The sequence below is a fragment of the Flagellimonas hadalis genome, assembly GCF_007785775.2.
Lineage (GTDB): Bacteria > Bacteroidota > Bacteroidia > Flavobacteriales > Flavobacteriaceae > Flagellimonas > Flagellimonas hadalis.
The window spans coordinates 313795-329543 of sequence record NZ_VNIK02000002.1; the positions used below are offsets into that span (position 1 = coordinate 313795).

The window sequence follows — 15749 nt, forward strand, 5'->3', positions numbered from 1 at the left end:
ACCAAACCCCAAAAACCTAACAGATGAAACTGACATTGACCCTCTTTTTTTGCTGCGTTGCCCTAGCTTCGGCACAGCAGACCATGCAATTGCCCAAAGGGCAGGCATCTCCCGCTGCATCTTTACATGACGTAGCCTGGATAACGGGTCATTGGCAGGGTGAGGCTTTTGGTGGAATAGCAGAAGAAATCTGGAGTCCCCCACTCGGGGGCTCCATGATGTTCGTGTTCAAATTGGCGAAGGACAACGAAATTTCCTTTTATGAAGTGGGCCACATCCAAAAATTGGACCACACCCTGATCCTACAGCTGAAGCATTTTGACGGTACGCTGCGTGGTTGGGAAGAAAAGGACCAAACCGTGGACTTCAGGCTGGTCAAGATTGAAAAGGACAAAGTCTGTTTTGAAGGGTTGACCATGGAAAAGGTAGGCCCCGATCAAATGAACGTGACCGTGCTCATCGAAGAAGAAGACAGTGCTGAAGAGGTCCTTTTTGCCTACAAAAGGGTGAAATAGACCATCCAACCATGGAAAAGCCTTTTATTTTTGATCAACTGTTTGAAAAACAGGATTTCTCCACCGTTCCGCTAGGCAAGGGTGAATATGAAAACTGTACTTTTAGGGGATGCCGGTTCTCCGATGCCTTTTTGGACAACCAAAATTTCATGGAATGCACTTTTGAGGAATGTGATCTTACCAATGCCAATATAAAGCACACCATTTTCAAGGAAACCTTTTTTAAGGGTTGCAAGTTGGTGGGACTCCGCTTTGAGGACTGCAACGATTTATTGATGTCGGTCCGGTTTGAAGGCTGCAACCTGATGCTGGCCTCTTTCACTGAACTTTCGTTGAAGGAAACCTGTTTTATCGATTGCACTTTGACCCAGACGGACTTTGCCGGGGCAGACCTTTCCCGATCTACTTTTGCTGGCTGCACCATGGAAAATACCCTGTTCCACTCCACCAATCTGGAAGGGGCCGACCTTTCAACAGCCATTGGTTTTGACATAGATCCATCCATCAACACATTGAAAAAGTGCAAGTTCAGTAAAGAAGGATTGATCGGTTTGCTGAAAAAGTATGATATTGTGGTCACCTAATCTTATCCAATGACCCAAAGAGAATGCTTGGAATGTGGCACAAAGCTTCTTGGACGCATAGACCAAAAGTACTGCTCGGACCACTGCCGCAATGCCTACAACAACCGCCTGAACCGGGACAGCAAGAACCTGCTGCGAAACATCAACAACAAGCTACGCAAGAACTACCGCATATTGGGCAGTTTTCCCTTGAAGGAGGGAAAGGCCAAGACCACCAAAATGCGCTTGCTGGACAAGGGCTTCGACTTTGAGCTCATCACCAATCTATATACCACCAAAAAGGGCAGCACCTACTATTTTGTGTATGACATGGGGTATTTGCCCTTGGACAACGATTATTACATGATCGTTAAAAGAGAGTGAACGGAAAATGTCAGTTCGCGTTTTTTCACTTGTGAAAAAGTATCGAGAACCAAATCCATACTTGTTAAAATCCTGATTCTTGGAACAGTTTATTTCCAACTATGGGCGGTCAGTTTGAGGGCCGCGACCACAATATCCTTTCGACTGATCTGGCCCACAAGGATGTCATTTTTCATGACGGGCAGCCTGCGCCTGTTGTGCCTGTCAAAAACACCGGCCGCATCAAAAATGCTCATATCGTGCGGAATGGTCTCCACATTTTTGGTCATGAAGCGCTCCACACTCTTGTCGAGGATGGGCTGGTTGAAATACCTGCTCTCGGAAATCTGCTTCATACAGTCCGCTTCCGAGATGATCCCTACCAAAAAACCACTGTTGTCCACCACGGGCCCACCGGAGATATGGAATTTGGCAAAAGTCTCCATCACTTCCAAAATGGACTGGTCGGGAGAAAAGGTGATCAATTTTTTGGTCATATAGTCCTCCACCAAAATTGGGGCATTGTACTTCTTCTTGGATTCCTCCTTCGATCGTACTCCTTGAAAACTTTTGATTGCCATGTGGTTAGAATTTGAAGTTGAACATTAAATATAGCTTTTTTTAGCGAATAACCTAATTTTTCGCGTCCAAAGATGTGAACCTTTCATAATTTCATATTTTTATGCAACAACATTATCAAGCCATGAAATTCTCCCGGACCCTTGCCCTTCTTCTTCTTTTTCTAGCTGCCTATTGGAGCTTCCACTCATTGATGCCCAATTATAACCCGGATGCAGATTCGGCACCCAACTCCTTTTCCAACGACAGGGCACTGTCCCATGTAAAGAGCCTATCCATAGAACCCCATGCAGTGGGATTTCCCGGTCATGCGCGCACGAGGGCCTATATCATTTCGGAATTGAACAAGATGGGCTTGGAGACTACTATCCAAGAGGGCTATACTGCAGGGGACTGGGCCAATCTGAGCAAGGCGACCAATATTTTGGCAAGGATTAAGGGCTCTGGCAATGGCAAGGCACTTTTGTTGTTGTCCCATTATGACAGTAGCCCGCATTCGTCCTTGGGCGCAAGTGATGCCGGAAGTGGTGTCGCCACCATTTTGGAAGGGATCAGGGCATTTTTGGCTGAGGGAAATACCCCGAAAAACGATATCATCATCCTGATTTCCGATGCCGAGGAGCTGGGCCTCAATGGTGCGGATCTCTTCGTGAACAAGCATCCTTGGGCAAAAGACGTGGGTCTTGTCCTGAATTTTGAGGCACGGGGCAGTGGCGGCCCAAGCTATATGCTCATCGAGACCAATCGTGGCAATAGCACGTTGATCAAAGAATTCACCAAGGCCAATCCCCAATACCCTGTAGCCAATTCACTGGTATATAGTATTTACAAAATGTTGCCCAACGATACCGATCTTACGGTATTTCGGGAGGATGGTGACATTGAGGGTTTCAATTTTGCCTTTATCGACGATCATTTTGATTACCACACAGCCTTGGACAGGGCTGATCGGTTGGACAGGAATACCTTGGCACACCAAGGCAGCTATTTGATGCCGCTTCTCCACTATTTCAGCAACGCCGACCTGGGCAACCTCAAGAGTTTGGACGACAAGGTCTATTTCAACCTACCCTTTTTTAAGTTTGTCTCCTACCCCTTTGAATGGATCTGGCCCATGTTCGTTCTTGCAGTCGTGGCGTTTGTGGTATTGCTCGTCCTTGGGTTCAAAAAGAAAAAATTAAATATCGGAGGAATCTTAAAAGGGTTTTTGCCCCTACTTATCACTTTGGCTGTGAACGGAGTTGTCGGTTATTTCTGTTGGAGTGTGATCACTTGGTGGTATCCCGGTTTTAAGGACATGCTCCATGGGTTCACCTATAATGGCTACACCTATATCTTGGTCTATGTGGCGCTATCACTGGCTATATGCTTTTATACCTACCATAAATTCCGAAAAGCGGGCACACCCAATCTTTTGGTCGCCCCCCTCATCCTTTGGTTGATTGTTTGTGGATTGGTGGCCGCTTATCTGCAAGGCGCGAGTTTCTTCATTGTTCCCTTGTTCGGAATGTTGGCCGCTTTTATGATGACCCTCAACCAAGAGGAACCCAGCCCTTTCCTGTTGGTGTTCTTGGCACTGCCAGCCGTGATCATCTATGCCCCGTTCATCAAAATGTTTCCTGTGGGCCTAGGATTGAAAATGATGGTGGCCTCTACCGTTCTCACCACGCTGCTGTTCGTCTTGATCCTGCCCTTTTTCGGACAATTGAAGAGCATGGGGCGCTTGGCCTATCTGTTCCTGTTCCTCTTCTTCGCTTTTGGGGTGACAAGTCATATCCAATCCGATTTCAACGATAAACGACCAAAACCCAGCAGCCTGCTCTATGTGTACAATGCCGAAAAGGATTCCGCGATTTGGGCCACTTATGACCAAAAACTCATCGGATGGAACAGTCAGTTTCTGGGGGATACCAAAAGAAAACCGGAGTCGGAAACGCTTTTTAGCAAGTACAGGACCAAACTCAGCTATATTGCCGATGCACCCAGAAAGGACATTGCCCTTCCCTATATCGAGACCATTCGGGATACCATCATTGGCGAGGACAGACTGGTGGAACTCTGCGTGACCCCAAAAAGGAACGTGAACCGCTTGGACATCTATACCAATCCCATCCAACTGAAATCGGCCAAGGCGAACCAAATTTCGCTTTCCTCCCATTTTCTGGAAAACCGGGGCAACCGATTGATCACCCATTATGTCTCCAACAACGATTTTACCGAGTTGGAGTTGAGCTTCCCCAAAGATTCCATTTTGGAGCTCACCTTTTACGAAGCATCCAACGACCTTTTGAACCATGGGGAGTTCAGTATTCCCAAACGGCCCAGCAACAGTATCCCGATGCCCTTTGTGCTGAACGATGCCGTATTGACCATCAAAACCTTACGATTTGAGTAAAAAAATAGGGGTTTTGGGGTGCGGTTGGCTTGGATTGCCCTTGGCAAGACAATTGGTGAAAAACTCCCATCAGGTGTATGGCACCACGACCAGTCCTGATAAGTTGGAACTATTGCGGAAAGAAGGAATTGTACCCTACCTTATCTCATTGTCTCCAGATGAGATCCATGGAGACATCGAAGGGTTTCTGTCCCTTATCGATATTCTCATCATCAACATACCGCCCAGATTGCGGGGCAACCATACGGAAAGCTTTTTTGAAAAGATGAAACTGTTGATGAATAAAATCGAAAAAAGTACTGTCAGCAAGATACTGTTCATCAGTAGCACCGCGGTTTATGGCGATATCGAGGGGGAGGTGACGGAAGAAACCTTTCCAAGTCCCACAACAGAATCGGGCAGGCAACTCTTGGCCAGTGAGGAACTTTTGAAAAATGCTGGTTCCGTACAGACCACTCTCCTACGGTTTGGAGGGCTCATCGGCCCCAAAAGGCACCCTGTGACCATGCTATCGGGTAGGGAAAACCTTTCCAATGGGAACGATCCTGTGAACCTGATCCATCAAGATGATTGCATCCGCATCATAAGCAAGATCATAGATGAAGAACTATGGGGCAAAACTTTTAACGGAGTATATCCACTGCATCCCACCAAAAGGGAATATTATAGTTCCGAAGCAAAAAAAAGAGGTATTCCCCCACCTGCCTATCAGGGTGAAACTTCAGAAAAAAAGGGAAAAGCGGTGGGCAGTATGTATTTTGACCAAGGCCATCCCATTTTCAAAACTTCGATTGTGTCATAGTCCCCTATTACTTATGGCATTCTTAACAGGATAGTACCGATTATTTTTTTAGTTTTGGCGCACTAAAGTGATAATGAATGAAAAAGACCGTATTGCTGCTCCTCTTGCTCGTAGGCTTTGCCGGCACCTCGCAGACCAAGAATGAACTTTTGGAACATTACAAAGCTTTCTATCAGGAAATGCGCCTTCAGGGCGATGTGAATGGTGTCATTGGGGCACTGACCCACATGAACGTGCTTTCCCCATCCAAAGAAAGAAGGGACACCCTCGCATTTGTGTATATGAACGATGGCCAGCACATTCAGGCCCTGAACACCATCGGGATCGAGAAAAATGCAGACGATTCCGAACTTGCCATCCAGATCAAAGCTGTTTCACTAAAGGCACTGAACCAACCCAAAAGGGCCTTGGAACATTTTGAGGCATTGTTTAGCCGGAATCCTTCCCCCTATGTTGCCTATGAGTTGGCGGACCTTAAAATACAGACCGGGGACATCAGTGGGGCTCTTACCAATATCGAATATGGTATAGCCAATGCCACCGATGAGATGCAATATGCCTTTTACGAGCGTCAACAGCCTTATGAGGTACCGTTGAAAGCCGCTTTTTACCATCTGAAGGGGTTGGCGGACTTCAATGTGGATAAAGATAGTATCGATGCGGCCATAGTTTCGTTTGACGAGGCTTTGAAGATTGCGCCGAACTTTAATTTGGCCAGTCTGAGCAAGCAAGCCCTGTTATCCCGAAAGGAAAAGGCTGCCACGGAAGAAAACTAGGGGCTACTGGTTCTTTTTGAGCTCCAAGAGCAATTCGTCATCCCGTTTTTCCTTGATCTGGACCAGTTGGTCCACATCTTCATTGGGAACGGCTATGGAAAGTACATAATGGGCAATCTTCCATTGCCCATTTTCTTTTTGGAGTACCCCGGAACCACGACAGATCTTCATCTGGGTGTCCAACAATTCATCGAACCCAGCAAAGCTCTTGGTCTCGTCCAAGTAGATATTTCGTTGCACCGCGGTGAAGTTCCAGGCCTTTCCCCTATCAAAATAAGGTTTGGAGAATGCCCTGAAATCTGCATTTTGCCAATTTTCCATGGCATCCGTGCCGATGAAGACACCTTCCTTGGTCATTTTTCCGAAATAGGCCTCAAAATCGGCATTGGCAGCGGCCAGGTGCCAACTATCCAAAACCTCATCTATTTTTTGTTTTTCGGTCATCTGGGCATTGAGCATCAATGTCACGACCATAAAGCAACAGTATAAGACCTTATTCTTCATCCAATATCAGTTTTACGTCAAATTGACTGCTTATGATTACGTTCAACTGTTTGCGCATGGCATTGTAAGCATCCAACATTTGAACGGCGGGTTCGGTAGTGGGCTGTTTTTCAAGGATAGCCGCTTTTGTCTTGTAGAGATAGGTGCGCAACACCATCTGCCTGCTCTTTACTTGAAAGGTGTCAAAGAGTTCTGGGTACTGTCCCGCTTCCATGGCCTTCTCCTTTTCGATGAGGTCATCTATGGCAAGGGATAGATCTTCATTGTTGGTGGCCTTGTACAGCACGTCCATGCTGGTGTTCAGGGCTTTGAATTCCTCCCATGTTTCCACAATAGCGGTCGCCTTTTCGTTGATGACGGTCTTCTGGGGCAGTTTTTGGTAATTGAACGCAAGTTCCTCCCCGGTAGTTTCCGCCGAAGCAGGCTCAGTTTTTTTGCAGCCCAACAAAACTGAAAAAAGAAGTAATATGCCTAACAATTTTTGCATAGGCGAATGTACAAATTTTAATAAAGGGTATCTTTGCGGCGAATCGGAATTAACTTCATTTTTAATGCACAGACCCATTCTCATCATCGGCGCATGTGGCCAAATAGGCACGGAACTCACTATGGAGCTCCGGGAAAAATATGGCAATGAAAAGGTAATCGCCAGTGATATCCGGGAGGGTGGTGATGCCTTGATGGGCTCTGGCCCATTTGAACTTTTGGATGCCACCAACTATGCTGCCATCGAGGATGTGGTGATGCACTATGAGATCGATGAGGTCTATTTGATGGCGGCCATGCTGAGCGCCACTGCCGAAAAATTCCCGATGCGTGCCTGGAACCTGAACATGAGCTCGCTGTTCAATGTGCTCAATTTGGCCAAGGAAGGTAAGATCTCCAAGATTTTCTGGCCTTCGAGCATTGCTGTCTTTGGACCGAACACGCCCAAGGAAGACACCGCCCAAAGCACCATTATGGAACCCAGCACGGTATATGGGATCAGCAAACAGTCCGGGGAACGCTGGTGCGAGTACTATTTCAAAAAATATGGGGTGGATGTGCGGAGTGTCCGTTACCCAGGGCTCATCAGTTGGAAGACCATGCCTGGGGGAGGCACCACGGACTATGCGGTGGAAATCTATCACGAAGCGCTCAAAAAAGGGCAATACGAAAGCTTCTTGGCCAAAGGCACCAAACTCCCCATGATGTACATGGACGATGCCATTAGGGCTACCATCGATTTGATGGAAAGTCCATCGGAAAAGATCAAGGTACGGTCATCCTACAATTTGGCTGGCATGAGTTTTACCCCTGAGGAGATTGCGGAAAGCATCCAAAATCACATCCCCGATTTCACGATCAGTTATGCACCCGATTTCAGGCAACAAATCGCTGATTCTTGGCCAAGCAGCATCGATGATTCCGCTGCCAAGGAGCAATGGGGCTGGGAACCCAAGTTCAACTTGGACCAAACTACCTTTGAAATGCTAAACAATTTGAAGAAATAGGCGAAGTTTATTCCTCTTCATCATCATCCATATCCTCGGAATCCTCGACATCGTCGTTATCATTGTCGTCGCTGTCGTCGTCCGAATCGGAATCCGAAAAGTCATCCTCGTCCCCTGGAAGTTTGCCCAAATCGTCGGTATCCAGTCCATCATCCTCATCCTCATCGTCAAAATTGGCCATACTGCGTTCCAGTTTAGAGCTTATCTTGACCAGGTATTTGGTATCTTCAGTCGATACTTCAACGGCCTCTATCAACTCTCCCTTAAGATTCCTAAAATTGATGACGTCGTTGTCCCCGTACCCATCCGGATATTTTTCCACCAAAAGCTTGAGTACTTCTGGGGTCAACTTCTTATAATCGACTATTACACGTTTGAGGTTATCCATAGCAATAAGATTTTTTCAAATCGAGCTAAAATTAGAATAAAAGTAATTGCTCGGAAAAAAAATATGAAAAAAATTATAGGTTGTCCTTGTTCAGGCCTCGGCCTGTCTTCTTCTAGAGTTCGATCTTGTGGAATGATATGCCGTCCTGAAGCCCGGTATCTAGCCCTGGGCAACCAAGAGCATTTTAGGTTCAAACTTGATCGTAAAAGTGGTTCCTTCATTGACTATGCTTTCCACAGAGATGCTTCCCCCTAGATAAGTGATGTGGCTATGTACCAAGTATAGGCCTACTCCCTTACTATCTTTGTTTCCGTGGAATTTCTGGTCCAAGCTGAAGACCAAATGTCCAACCTTATCCATGTCGAAACCCATGCCATTATCCGAATAGATCAATGTTTGCCCGCTATCTTCCCAAACAGATCTGATGGAAATGACAGGAGGGACACCCGGACGTGCATACTTGATGGAATTGGTGATCAGGTTGAGAAAAACACTTTCCATATATGAAGGGATGAACTCCACCCCTTCCAATGCGGAAAAATCCACCTCAAACTTAGCCCCTGCATTCTGGATCAATGTTCCAATGGTTTTTTGCACTTTCAGTAGAGTCGCATAAAACCCAACCATTTCTTTCTTCTCGGCCAAGATGTTGTTTTCCACCAAGGAGTTCAAGGAGGTCTTTAATCCTTCCGCGGACAGTCTTATATAACTGAGGATCTCCAATGTCTCCGTATCTTCTATTTTGGATGGGTCGATCAAATCTACCATGGATATGAGATTGTTCAAGGGAGACCTGAGGTCATGGGAGGTAGTGTAGTTCAACCGCTTGAGCTTCTCATTTACTTCCGAAAGCTGGCTCAGGCGCGAAATTCGCTCACTCTCCAGTTCCTTTTTGCGGGTGACGTCCTTGGCTATGGCATAGATCAGTTTTTCTTCTTCCACAGGGATGGATGTCCAGTGCAACCATACCAGTTCCCCATTCTTGCACACATATCTGTTCTCAAAATTGACCAAGGGCACATTCTGTTTCAATTTTGCCCTGTGCCCTGCGGTGAGTTTCCTGTCTTCTTCATAAATGAACTCGGAAATCGGTTTGGAGCCCAATTCCTCTTCGGAATACCCCAAAAGTTCCACAAAGGCAGGGTTGGTTTTTACAAAATATCCATCATAATCGGCAATGCAAAGACAATCTGTGGATTGCTCAAAGAGTGGTTCTAGTTGAAGGTACATTTGTTTGGTTGTTCGTTTGGCTATCCACAAAGTTACTCCCAAGTTGTTTCCGATAGCAGCCAAAGCCCAAATTTTTTATGCAGAAATCTGTTTGACCCCTTGTATTTGTTGTTTTTATGGGGATATGCTTACATCAAAATGTTGTTCACTGGCTCTACTGCTGGGGGAAGTTCCGTTTCTTCGAGCATTTCCCTTAGATCGATCTCTATGGTACGTGACAATGCGGCCATGGGAATATCATTGGCACCACCTTCAAAAGGGTTTTCGGTACTTTCCCCGACCTGTTCCAAGGAGGTGAACACCCACCCCACGACCACACTGAAGGGAATGGTGAGCCAAACCCCGTAGATACCAACTTTTGCAAACTCATCCAACATGCCAAAAGGGACCAAAATGGAGAACAGTACGATAAAGAACATATTGATACTGGCAAACTGGCGCGGATATGGAAAATTCTTGATGCGCTCTGCCTTGCCCTGATGGGTGAAGAAATCTTTGAGTACCGATTCCATGGCTACATAAGGATAGGCGTCCACCAGTCCTTTCCGTCTTAGCTCCCTCAGTTCTGCTGATTGGAGAGAAAGAAGCTGTGTGGCCCTGTTCTTCTTTTTGAGGATATACTCCATTTCCTCACCGGACAGATAGGGCCGCAATTGTTCGTCCAACTTGGTTTCCCATTCGGGCACACTATAATTCTTTCGGTATTCCTTGGCGTAGGCCTTCGTCAAGTTCTCCCAAGGTCTGGGTTGGCGCAATTGGAACCTAAGGGCCGTCAACCATGCAATATGCCTGTATATGAGCCTTTTGTGGACAGCATACAGTTCCCCCTCCTTCCCAGCTGGGTCAATGACAAAATCTTTGGCCATGATGCCCCAAGTACGGCTATCGTTCACAATGGCACCCCAGATCATACGGGCCTCCCATAAACGGTTGTACGTCTGGGTATTCTTGAACCCCGCTATGAATGCGGCGGCTGTGCCCACAAGGGCCACGGGCAGCCACGGGATCGCCAACCATTTCAGATCAAAAACTTCGTATAGGACCGTTGGAACAATGGACAACACCAACAACCAGATAATATTCCTTCGGGTCCACAGTAAAAATTCCTTGATTCGGTAATGGCTTCCTGTATGCATATCGCTTTTTGGGTTTTTGTGATACAATGGAACGGTTCTGACTCCTACTTGTACCGTAGGATAAAATGGCCTACATCACCTAAAAAAGACGCCATAGCCCTTGTACTGCAACCATTCGGAGAGTGTTCAACGCGCCTGACCTATGTCCAAACGGTAAACTTTTCCCTCGTCGTTGAGACTAAATTTAAAAAATACATCAAAATCTCCCCATTGCTTGGTGGTCAAATGTCCATAAATATCTTTTCCTTCATTTTCCACACGGTACAATTCGGTGAACCATTCGCTGCCCACTGCATTTTTGGAAAAGTTCAGAAAATCGCGCGGGGCACCATCATCGGTCAATTTGGCGTCGGCCGTAAAATAACCCAGCCACTTCTCGGCATTTTTTTCTTGGAGCGCCTCAATGGCCCCTTTTACTGTTTTGTTGGTGATACTGCTCAGATCCATAAATTCTGTTTTTCTGTTTCAAAAATGTATGTAGTGGTTGGACACTAAATTTTTGTCAAGGACACATATTGCCCATAATTTCCATCCCATCAATTGTCCAAAGGATGCCTTAGATATATCACGATCAGGTTGAGCAAAAGGAAGGGAACCTCCATAGCGGCCCCTTTTAAATTGTTATGTGACAACTGAAGACAGAGAATCATCAAAATGGTCGTTGCCATTATAAAATTGCCCCATAGGAAGGTTTTTGGCAGGGCAATGAGTACCGTGCCCAATAGGGTTATGATACCCAAGACCATTACCGTAGCCTTTTGGAGCCCCAACTTATCGAACATTTCCAACATTTCGGGTTTTCCTGTGATCATGGCCAAGCCTTGTTTCACTCCCATGAAGAGGATGACCGCTACCAAAACCCCACTAATGATTTTTGTAAGCATAAGAAATAAATTAAGGTCCAACCGAATGTGTTTGAACGATTGGACCTGTTATTGAATTGTTAACGTGTGGTATAACCTCCATTGGCAAAAATGGTCTGGCCTGTGATCCACCATCCATCTGTCACTAAAAATTCAACTAGAGGAGCAATGTCCTTGATGTCGGTCAACCCGCCCAAGGCCGAAGCAGATTTGTGGTAAGCCACTGCATCATCCGATTCCTGTCCATAGAAAAATGGGGTATCCATCGGTCCGGGAGCAACCGCGGTTACGGAAATCCCCCTGTTCCCAAACTCTTTGGAAGCTGCCCTGGTGAAATGCTCCACAGGGGCCTTCATTCCCTCGTAAGTAGAATACAGTCCCGTATATGCCGCCAATAGGGAGGTGACGATAGTACAGATCTTACCATTGTCGTTCAGCTTTTTGCCCGCCTCCTGAATAAAGAAGTAGGCCACTTTGGAGTTGATGTCCGACATTTGGTCGTATTCGGCTTCCGTAGTATCCACAAAAGGTTTTTTCAGGACCATCCCAACCGTATTTATGGCCACATCCACTCCACCGTAGGTGTCGATGGCGGCATCAAAAAACTTGGTAATGTTCCCTACTTGGGTCAGGTCCGACTGAAACAAAAACCCTTCCGCTCCCGCTGCTTGGACAGCTTTTAAGGTTTCCTCACTGGCTGCCCTTGATCCCTCGCTGTTATAATGGATGGCCATCTTGGCCCCCATCAGGGCAAAATCCCTGCTCAGCAAGCCTCCGAGATTCTTTCCTCCACCTGCGATCAGTACAACTTTGTTCTTTAGATCGATTTTACTCATCATGTATGTTTTATAGTTAATGAGCCAAATCTATCAGGTTGTGACTGAATATTCATTCAGTATCTGTTAAAAAAAATCAACGGTTTTTTATTGCGGCGTCCCATGCCATTTGCACAAGTACCTCCCTATAGTTTTTGGTCAGCTCAATGTTCAGCTCAAATGCTGATTTTAACCATCCAGCAATGGCACTGAACACAAAATAGGTGAGATGCTGCGCATCCACTTCTTTAAAAAGGTCTTGGTCTAGCCCCATTTGGTACATTTCATCAAACGGATAAAAATTGGACATGGCTTCCTTTTGCGTAGTTTCATTGATGATTGGGGAAAAGGCATACTGACTGATAAAATTAAACCGGACCGGATTGTTCACAAAGTAGTCGATCATTCGGGAATAATAGTCAAAAAAAGCCAGTTTCACATCCTTGTGGGCGGCCTGGTTCACAAAAACAATGGCAGCCTCTTCTTGCTTTATCCTAACGTAGATGGCGTTGATGATGTCTTCCTTGTCCTTGAAGTATTTGTATACGGTACCCATCCCCACATCTGCCCTTTCGGCAATCATGGCCATTGGCGTCCTATGGAGGCCCCTTTCCTCAATGAGACGAAGGCCTGCATCTATGATCCTGCTTTTTTTGTCCATGGCCCATCATTTGCAATACCACAAATTTAGGGTTTCTCTCGGATAACTTATATTGGCGGCTCCCTTTTGGCAAGGAAATGGGTCTAGAAGAAAATTGGTGTATGTTGGAAGCCGAGCCTCTAAAAGAATCGAAATTTTCCTCTGACCCCAAGGTTTTACCGAGGCTTTTTTTATGATTTCCAAATGTGGACGCTTGTGAACTTTTGATATTAATTTTTAAGATCAAATCATGAAAAAGTCCACTATTTAAAGTCAATGCTCATTTGGGCCAATCTTTATCGGATATCTCATTTTTCAATTCGAGCCAGGAACATATACCGTCCTGAAACCCAAATGTTCCATCCCAGAATCGGGACTGGTGGCCATTCGGGCACTGATTCGATAGCTTGCACAATACGATGCACTGCAAAGGAACGAACCTCCTTTGATCACTTTTTCTTGCACGTATGGATTTGAAGCATTGAATGCCCTTGATGCCCCTTTTGGATTTTTTGTAACAGCTTGTTTCAGCGCCAATTCCTTGTAGTAATCCGTGTTATACCAATCGCTGGTCCACTCCCATACATTGCCTGCCATATCGTACAGCCCAAAACCATTTTTGGGGTAGCTCATCACCGGGGCCCTACGTTCAAAACCATCCGTCTTGGTATTGTTCACGGGAAACTCTCCTTCCCATGTATTGGCATGGGAGCTCAATTGGTCCAGATCACTGCCCCAAAAAAACAGTTCATTGCTTTGATCTGCCCGGGCCGCATATTCCCATTCGGCCTCGGTCGGCAATCTCCTTCCTGCCCATTTACAATAGGCCTCGGCATCCTCAAATGCGATGTGCACGACAGGTTCATTCTCCTTTCCTTCGATGTCGGTTCCCGGGCCATTAGGGTGTTTCCAGCTGGCCCCGATCTTCCATTCCCACCATTGCGAATAATCATACAGGTTCGGGACACTCGACTTGGTCTTTTTGAACACTAACGAACCGGGTTGCAAAATGGAGTCATGTGGTTTTGGTGTGCCTTGTGGCAATTGCTTTTTCATTTCTTCCCAATCGATTTCCCGCTCTGCAACCGTCACATATCCTGTCTCTTCAACGAATCTTGTAAATTGACCATTGGTCACTTCATGGATATCCATAAAAAAACCATCCAAAGCTATTTTGTGGGCCGGTTTTTCATGCATCATCGCCATTTTGTCCTGAGGTACGGCCCCCTGTACAAACTCCCCACTCGGTATCCATACCATGCCCTCTGGCGCTTGGGTCGGTGGTGGGTCCGCCTTTTGCCTCACTGGCGCAGCCTCCCTTTCCGTCCCAACACTTTGGGTATTCTCGTGGCCTTTATCTTTACAATTGGTGAAAGCCTGCAAAAAAGTCGCCAGTAATAAAAATTTGAAATTTTGCTTTGTTATCATCAATCCGTCAGTCATTGTTGTTTTAATGCTTTTCAAATACGTCCCAATTTAATCATAATACAACTATCAATAGTATCTTAACTCGTTTGCACTTTAAAAAGCTATGGGGCAAAAAAAAGGAAATGACATTATTGCAATCTCTGAATCATTGCCAATAAACCTATTTTTAACATATTTCACATCGGTGTCATTTGGCAAACCGCGCCAATGCCTATCATTTCATCTAAAAAATAATTTTAACATGTTGTGCGTTATTGGATCATATACTTTTGACAAGTTTTTAATTAGGCATAATTTAACAAAGGAACATCCTGCTTACCATTTTCCTTTTCACCCTATGTGCGTCAATATCAAGACAGCAAACCCTGCCGTTGAAACTTGGGGATGAAAACATTAAGCCCTCACAAAATTGGTGGACAATTCCCTTCAGGTAACCTTGGAAGAGTAAATCATGGGCAACGAAGTATGGTCCCAATTGATTTCCCAAAAGAAAATGCCATTGGTATTGTAGATCTGAGCTATCCTGAAAATGTCAGGTTTGCCCGAATCAATGGAAACTACATGATGTATGCCGCCAGTCTCCTAAAGTCGCGATTCTGCTATCCGCCATGGATGCCCTGGAAAGAGGGGAACCTGTGTAGACGCCAAAGGTAAAAAAGGACATGCGGCTGATGATCAGCAAATCGGACAATGCCGCTTCTGTGACCCCGGTGTGCCGCTTTTATTACTTGCTCGCCAATGGCAGACTGGTCAATGAAAAGAGATCCAAGCAGATGTTGAGCATTATGGAAACCCTGGAACTCCATCACAAATTTGTGAACATCTTGGACGTCATCGCACCAAAGGCACGTCTCTTTCGCAAATCTAGATCTTGGAAAACCTACCATTCAGATTCCTTCCTTGTCTGGCGCAAAGAATCCAACCGAAGGTATATCCTAGTGGCCTTGGTTGATCCTGATGGGGAGCAAATCATTCGAAATTTGGTCAAACCCATAGAGAAAGTATTGAAAACCCCGAAATTTAGTCATTGGATAGTTCCATTACCAATGATCTATAGAATAGCAAACAACTTTTTTGACATCAGAAAAGTGGAATAGGATCAAGAAGGAATAGTACGATTCTATACAAAAGTTTCATAGCAATCACGTTTTGAGTAGGGTTCGGTGTAGTGAAAATATTCAATTCACATCAGAAAATGTTATTGGGGCTGGATCTTGCCATTTCTATGCATATCCGAAATCAGTTTGATTCACCTAACT

Annotated in this window: 20 protein-coding genes; 9 read left to right on the forward strand and 11 right to left on the reverse strand. The window is 45.6% G+C overall.

The features are described 5' to 3' along the window. Positions 1-23: 23 nt before the first annotated feature. The 3 genes from FOT42_RS05555 to FOT42_RS05565 are packed head-to-tail and all read left to right on the forward strand — an operon-like array spanning position 24 to position 1462. Positions 24-515 carry a DUF6265 family protein gene (locus tag FOT42_RS05555; protein WP_151889587.1) on the forward strand — a complete coding sequence of 164 codons (492 nt, stop codon included), beginning with the start codon at positions 24-26 and terminating at the stop codon, positions 513-515. A gap of 11 nt (positions 516-526) precedes the next feature. Continuing rightward, a complete protein-coding gene (locus FOT42_RS05560) occupies positions 527-1099 on the forward strand; it encodes a pentapeptide repeat-containing protein (RefSeq protein WP_151889588.1) in 573 nt (190 codons plus the stop codon). A gap of 9 nt (positions 1100-1108) precedes the next feature. Beyond that, positions 1109-1462 (forward strand): hypothetical protein, encoded by a 354-nt coding sequence (locus tag FOT42_RS05565; RefSeq protein WP_151889589.1) that lies wholly within the window; start codon positions 1109-1111, stop codon positions 1460-1462. Positions 1463-1551: 89 nt separating this feature from the next. Here FOT42_RS05565 and FOT42_RS05570 read toward each other — a convergent pair whose 3' ends face one another. Further along, positions 1552-2022, reverse strand: a complete 471-nt coding sequence (locus FOT42_RS05570) for a CBS domain-containing protein (protein ID WP_151889590.1) — start codon at positions 2020-2022, stop codon at positions 1552-1554. A gap of 101 nt (positions 2023-2123) precedes the next feature. Here FOT42_RS05570 and FOT42_RS05575 point away from each other — a divergent pair, with 101 nt between their 5' ends. The 3 genes from FOT42_RS05575 to FOT42_RS05585 all read left to right on the forward strand — a co-directional run bounded on the left by FOT42_RS05575 (position 2124) and on the right by FOT42_RS05585 (position 5993). Continuing rightward, positions 2124-4415 carry a M28 family peptidase gene (locus FOT42_RS05575; protein WP_417937876.1) on the forward strand — a complete coding sequence of 764 codons (2292 nt, stop codon included), beginning with the start codon at positions 2124-2126 and terminating at the stop codon, positions 4413-4415. Next, positions 4408-5217: an SDR family oxidoreductase gene (locus FOT42_RS05580; protein ID WP_151889591.1), complete on the forward strand. Its 810-nt coding sequence runs from the start codon at positions 4408-4410 to the stop codon at positions 5215-5217. The genes FOT42_RS05575 and FOT42_RS05580 overlap by 8 nt, the downstream gene beginning before the upstream one ends. Before the next feature lie 77 nt (positions 5218-5294). Continuing rightward, positions 5295-5993 carry a hypothetical protein gene (locus tag FOT42_RS05585; protein WP_151889592.1) on the forward strand — a complete coding sequence of 233 codons (699 nt, stop codon included), beginning with the start codon at positions 5295-5297 and terminating at the stop codon, positions 5991-5993. 3 nt (positions 5994-5996) lie between these two features. Here FOT42_RS05585 and FOT42_RS05590 read toward each other — a convergent pair whose 3' ends face one another. Both FOT42_RS05590 and FOT42_RS05595 read right to left on the reverse strand, forming a co-directional pair. Continuing rightward, a complete protein-coding gene (locus tag FOT42_RS05590) occupies positions 5997-6497 on the reverse strand; it encodes a nuclear transport factor 2 family protein (RefSeq protein ID WP_151889593.1) in 501 nt (166 codons plus the stop codon). Next, positions 6487-6984, reverse strand: coding sequence for a hypothetical protein (locus FOT42_RS05595; RefSeq protein ID WP_151889594.1), 498 nt, complete (start codon positions 6982-6984; stop codon positions 6487-6489). The genes FOT42_RS05590 and FOT42_RS05595 overlap by 11 nt, the downstream gene beginning before the upstream one ends. A 64-nt stretch (positions 6985-7048) precedes the next feature. On the opposite strand from FOT42_RS05595, the gene FOT42_RS05600 reads away from it, so the two are divergent. After that, a complete protein-coding gene (locus FOT42_RS05600; RefSeq protein WP_151889595.1) occupies positions 7049-7990 on the forward strand; it encodes an NAD-dependent epimerase/dehydratase family protein in 942 nt (313 codons plus the stop codon). 7 nt (positions 7991-7997) lie between these two features. Here the strand turns inward: FOT42_RS05600 and FOT42_RS05605 are convergent, their stop codons facing one another. The 8 genes from FOT42_RS05605 to FOT42_RS05640 all read right to left on the reverse strand — a co-directional run bounded on the left by FOT42_RS05605 (position 7998) and on the right by FOT42_RS05640 (position 14505). After that, complete coding sequence (locus FOT42_RS05605) at positions 7998-8378, reverse strand: hypothetical protein (protein WP_151889596.1); 381 nt, start codon at positions 8376-8378, stop codon at positions 7998-8000. 159 nt (positions 8379-8537) lie between these two features. Beyond that, a complete protein-coding gene (locus FOT42_RS05610; RefSeq protein ID WP_151889597.1) occupies positions 8538-9608 on the reverse strand; it encodes a PAS domain-containing sensor histidine kinase in 1071 nt (356 codons plus the stop codon). A gap of 128 nt (positions 9609-9736) precedes the next feature. Beyond that, positions 9737-10744, reverse strand: a complete 1008-nt coding sequence (locus tag FOT42_RS05615; RefSeq protein ID WP_151889598.1) for a bestrophin family protein — start codon at positions 10742-10744, stop codon at positions 9737-9739. A gap of 126 nt (positions 10745-10870) precedes the next feature. Next, a complete protein-coding gene (locus FOT42_RS05620) occupies positions 10871-11191 on the reverse strand; it encodes a hypothetical protein (protein WP_151889599.1) in 321 nt (106 codons plus the stop codon). Between the two features lie 89 nt (positions 11192-11280). Further along, a complete protein-coding gene (locus FOT42_RS05625) occupies positions 11281-11628 on the reverse strand; it encodes a DoxX family protein (protein WP_151889600.1) in 348 nt (115 codons plus the stop codon). A 59-nt stretch (positions 11629-11687) separates the two neighbouring features. Beyond that, positions 11688-12443 carry an SDR family oxidoreductase gene (locus FOT42_RS05630; protein WP_151889601.1) on the reverse strand — a complete coding sequence of 252 codons (756 nt, stop codon included), beginning with the start codon at positions 12441-12443 and terminating at the stop codon, positions 11688-11690. A gap of 76 nt (positions 12444-12519) precedes the next feature. Beyond that, complete coding sequence (locus tag FOT42_RS05635; RefSeq protein ID WP_151889602.1) at positions 12520-13083, reverse strand: TetR/AcrR family transcriptional regulator; 564 nt, start codon at positions 13081-13083, stop codon at positions 12520-12522. Positions 13084-13377: 294 nt separating this feature from the next. Further along, the gene (locus FOT42_RS05640; RefSeq protein WP_151889603.1) at positions 13378-14505 is read right to left on the reverse strand and encodes a formylglycine-generating enzyme family protein; all 1128 of its coding nucleotides are present in this window, start codon (positions 14503-14505) and stop codon (positions 13378-13380) included. 450 nt (positions 14506-14955) lie between these two features. Between FOT42_RS05640 and FOT42_RS18030 the strand changes: the two genes are divergently transcribed. After that, a complete protein-coding gene (locus tag FOT42_RS18030) occupies positions 14956-15144 on the forward strand; it encodes a hypothetical protein (protein ID WP_192938328.1) in 189 nt (62 codons plus the stop codon). A 17-nt stretch (positions 15145-15161) separates the two neighbouring features. Beyond that, a complete protein-coding gene (locus tag FOT42_RS18035; RefSeq protein ID WP_226789810.1) occupies positions 15162-15587 on the forward strand; it encodes a serine hydrolase in 426 nt (141 codons plus the stop codon). Positions 15588-15749: the final 162 nt, after the last annotated feature.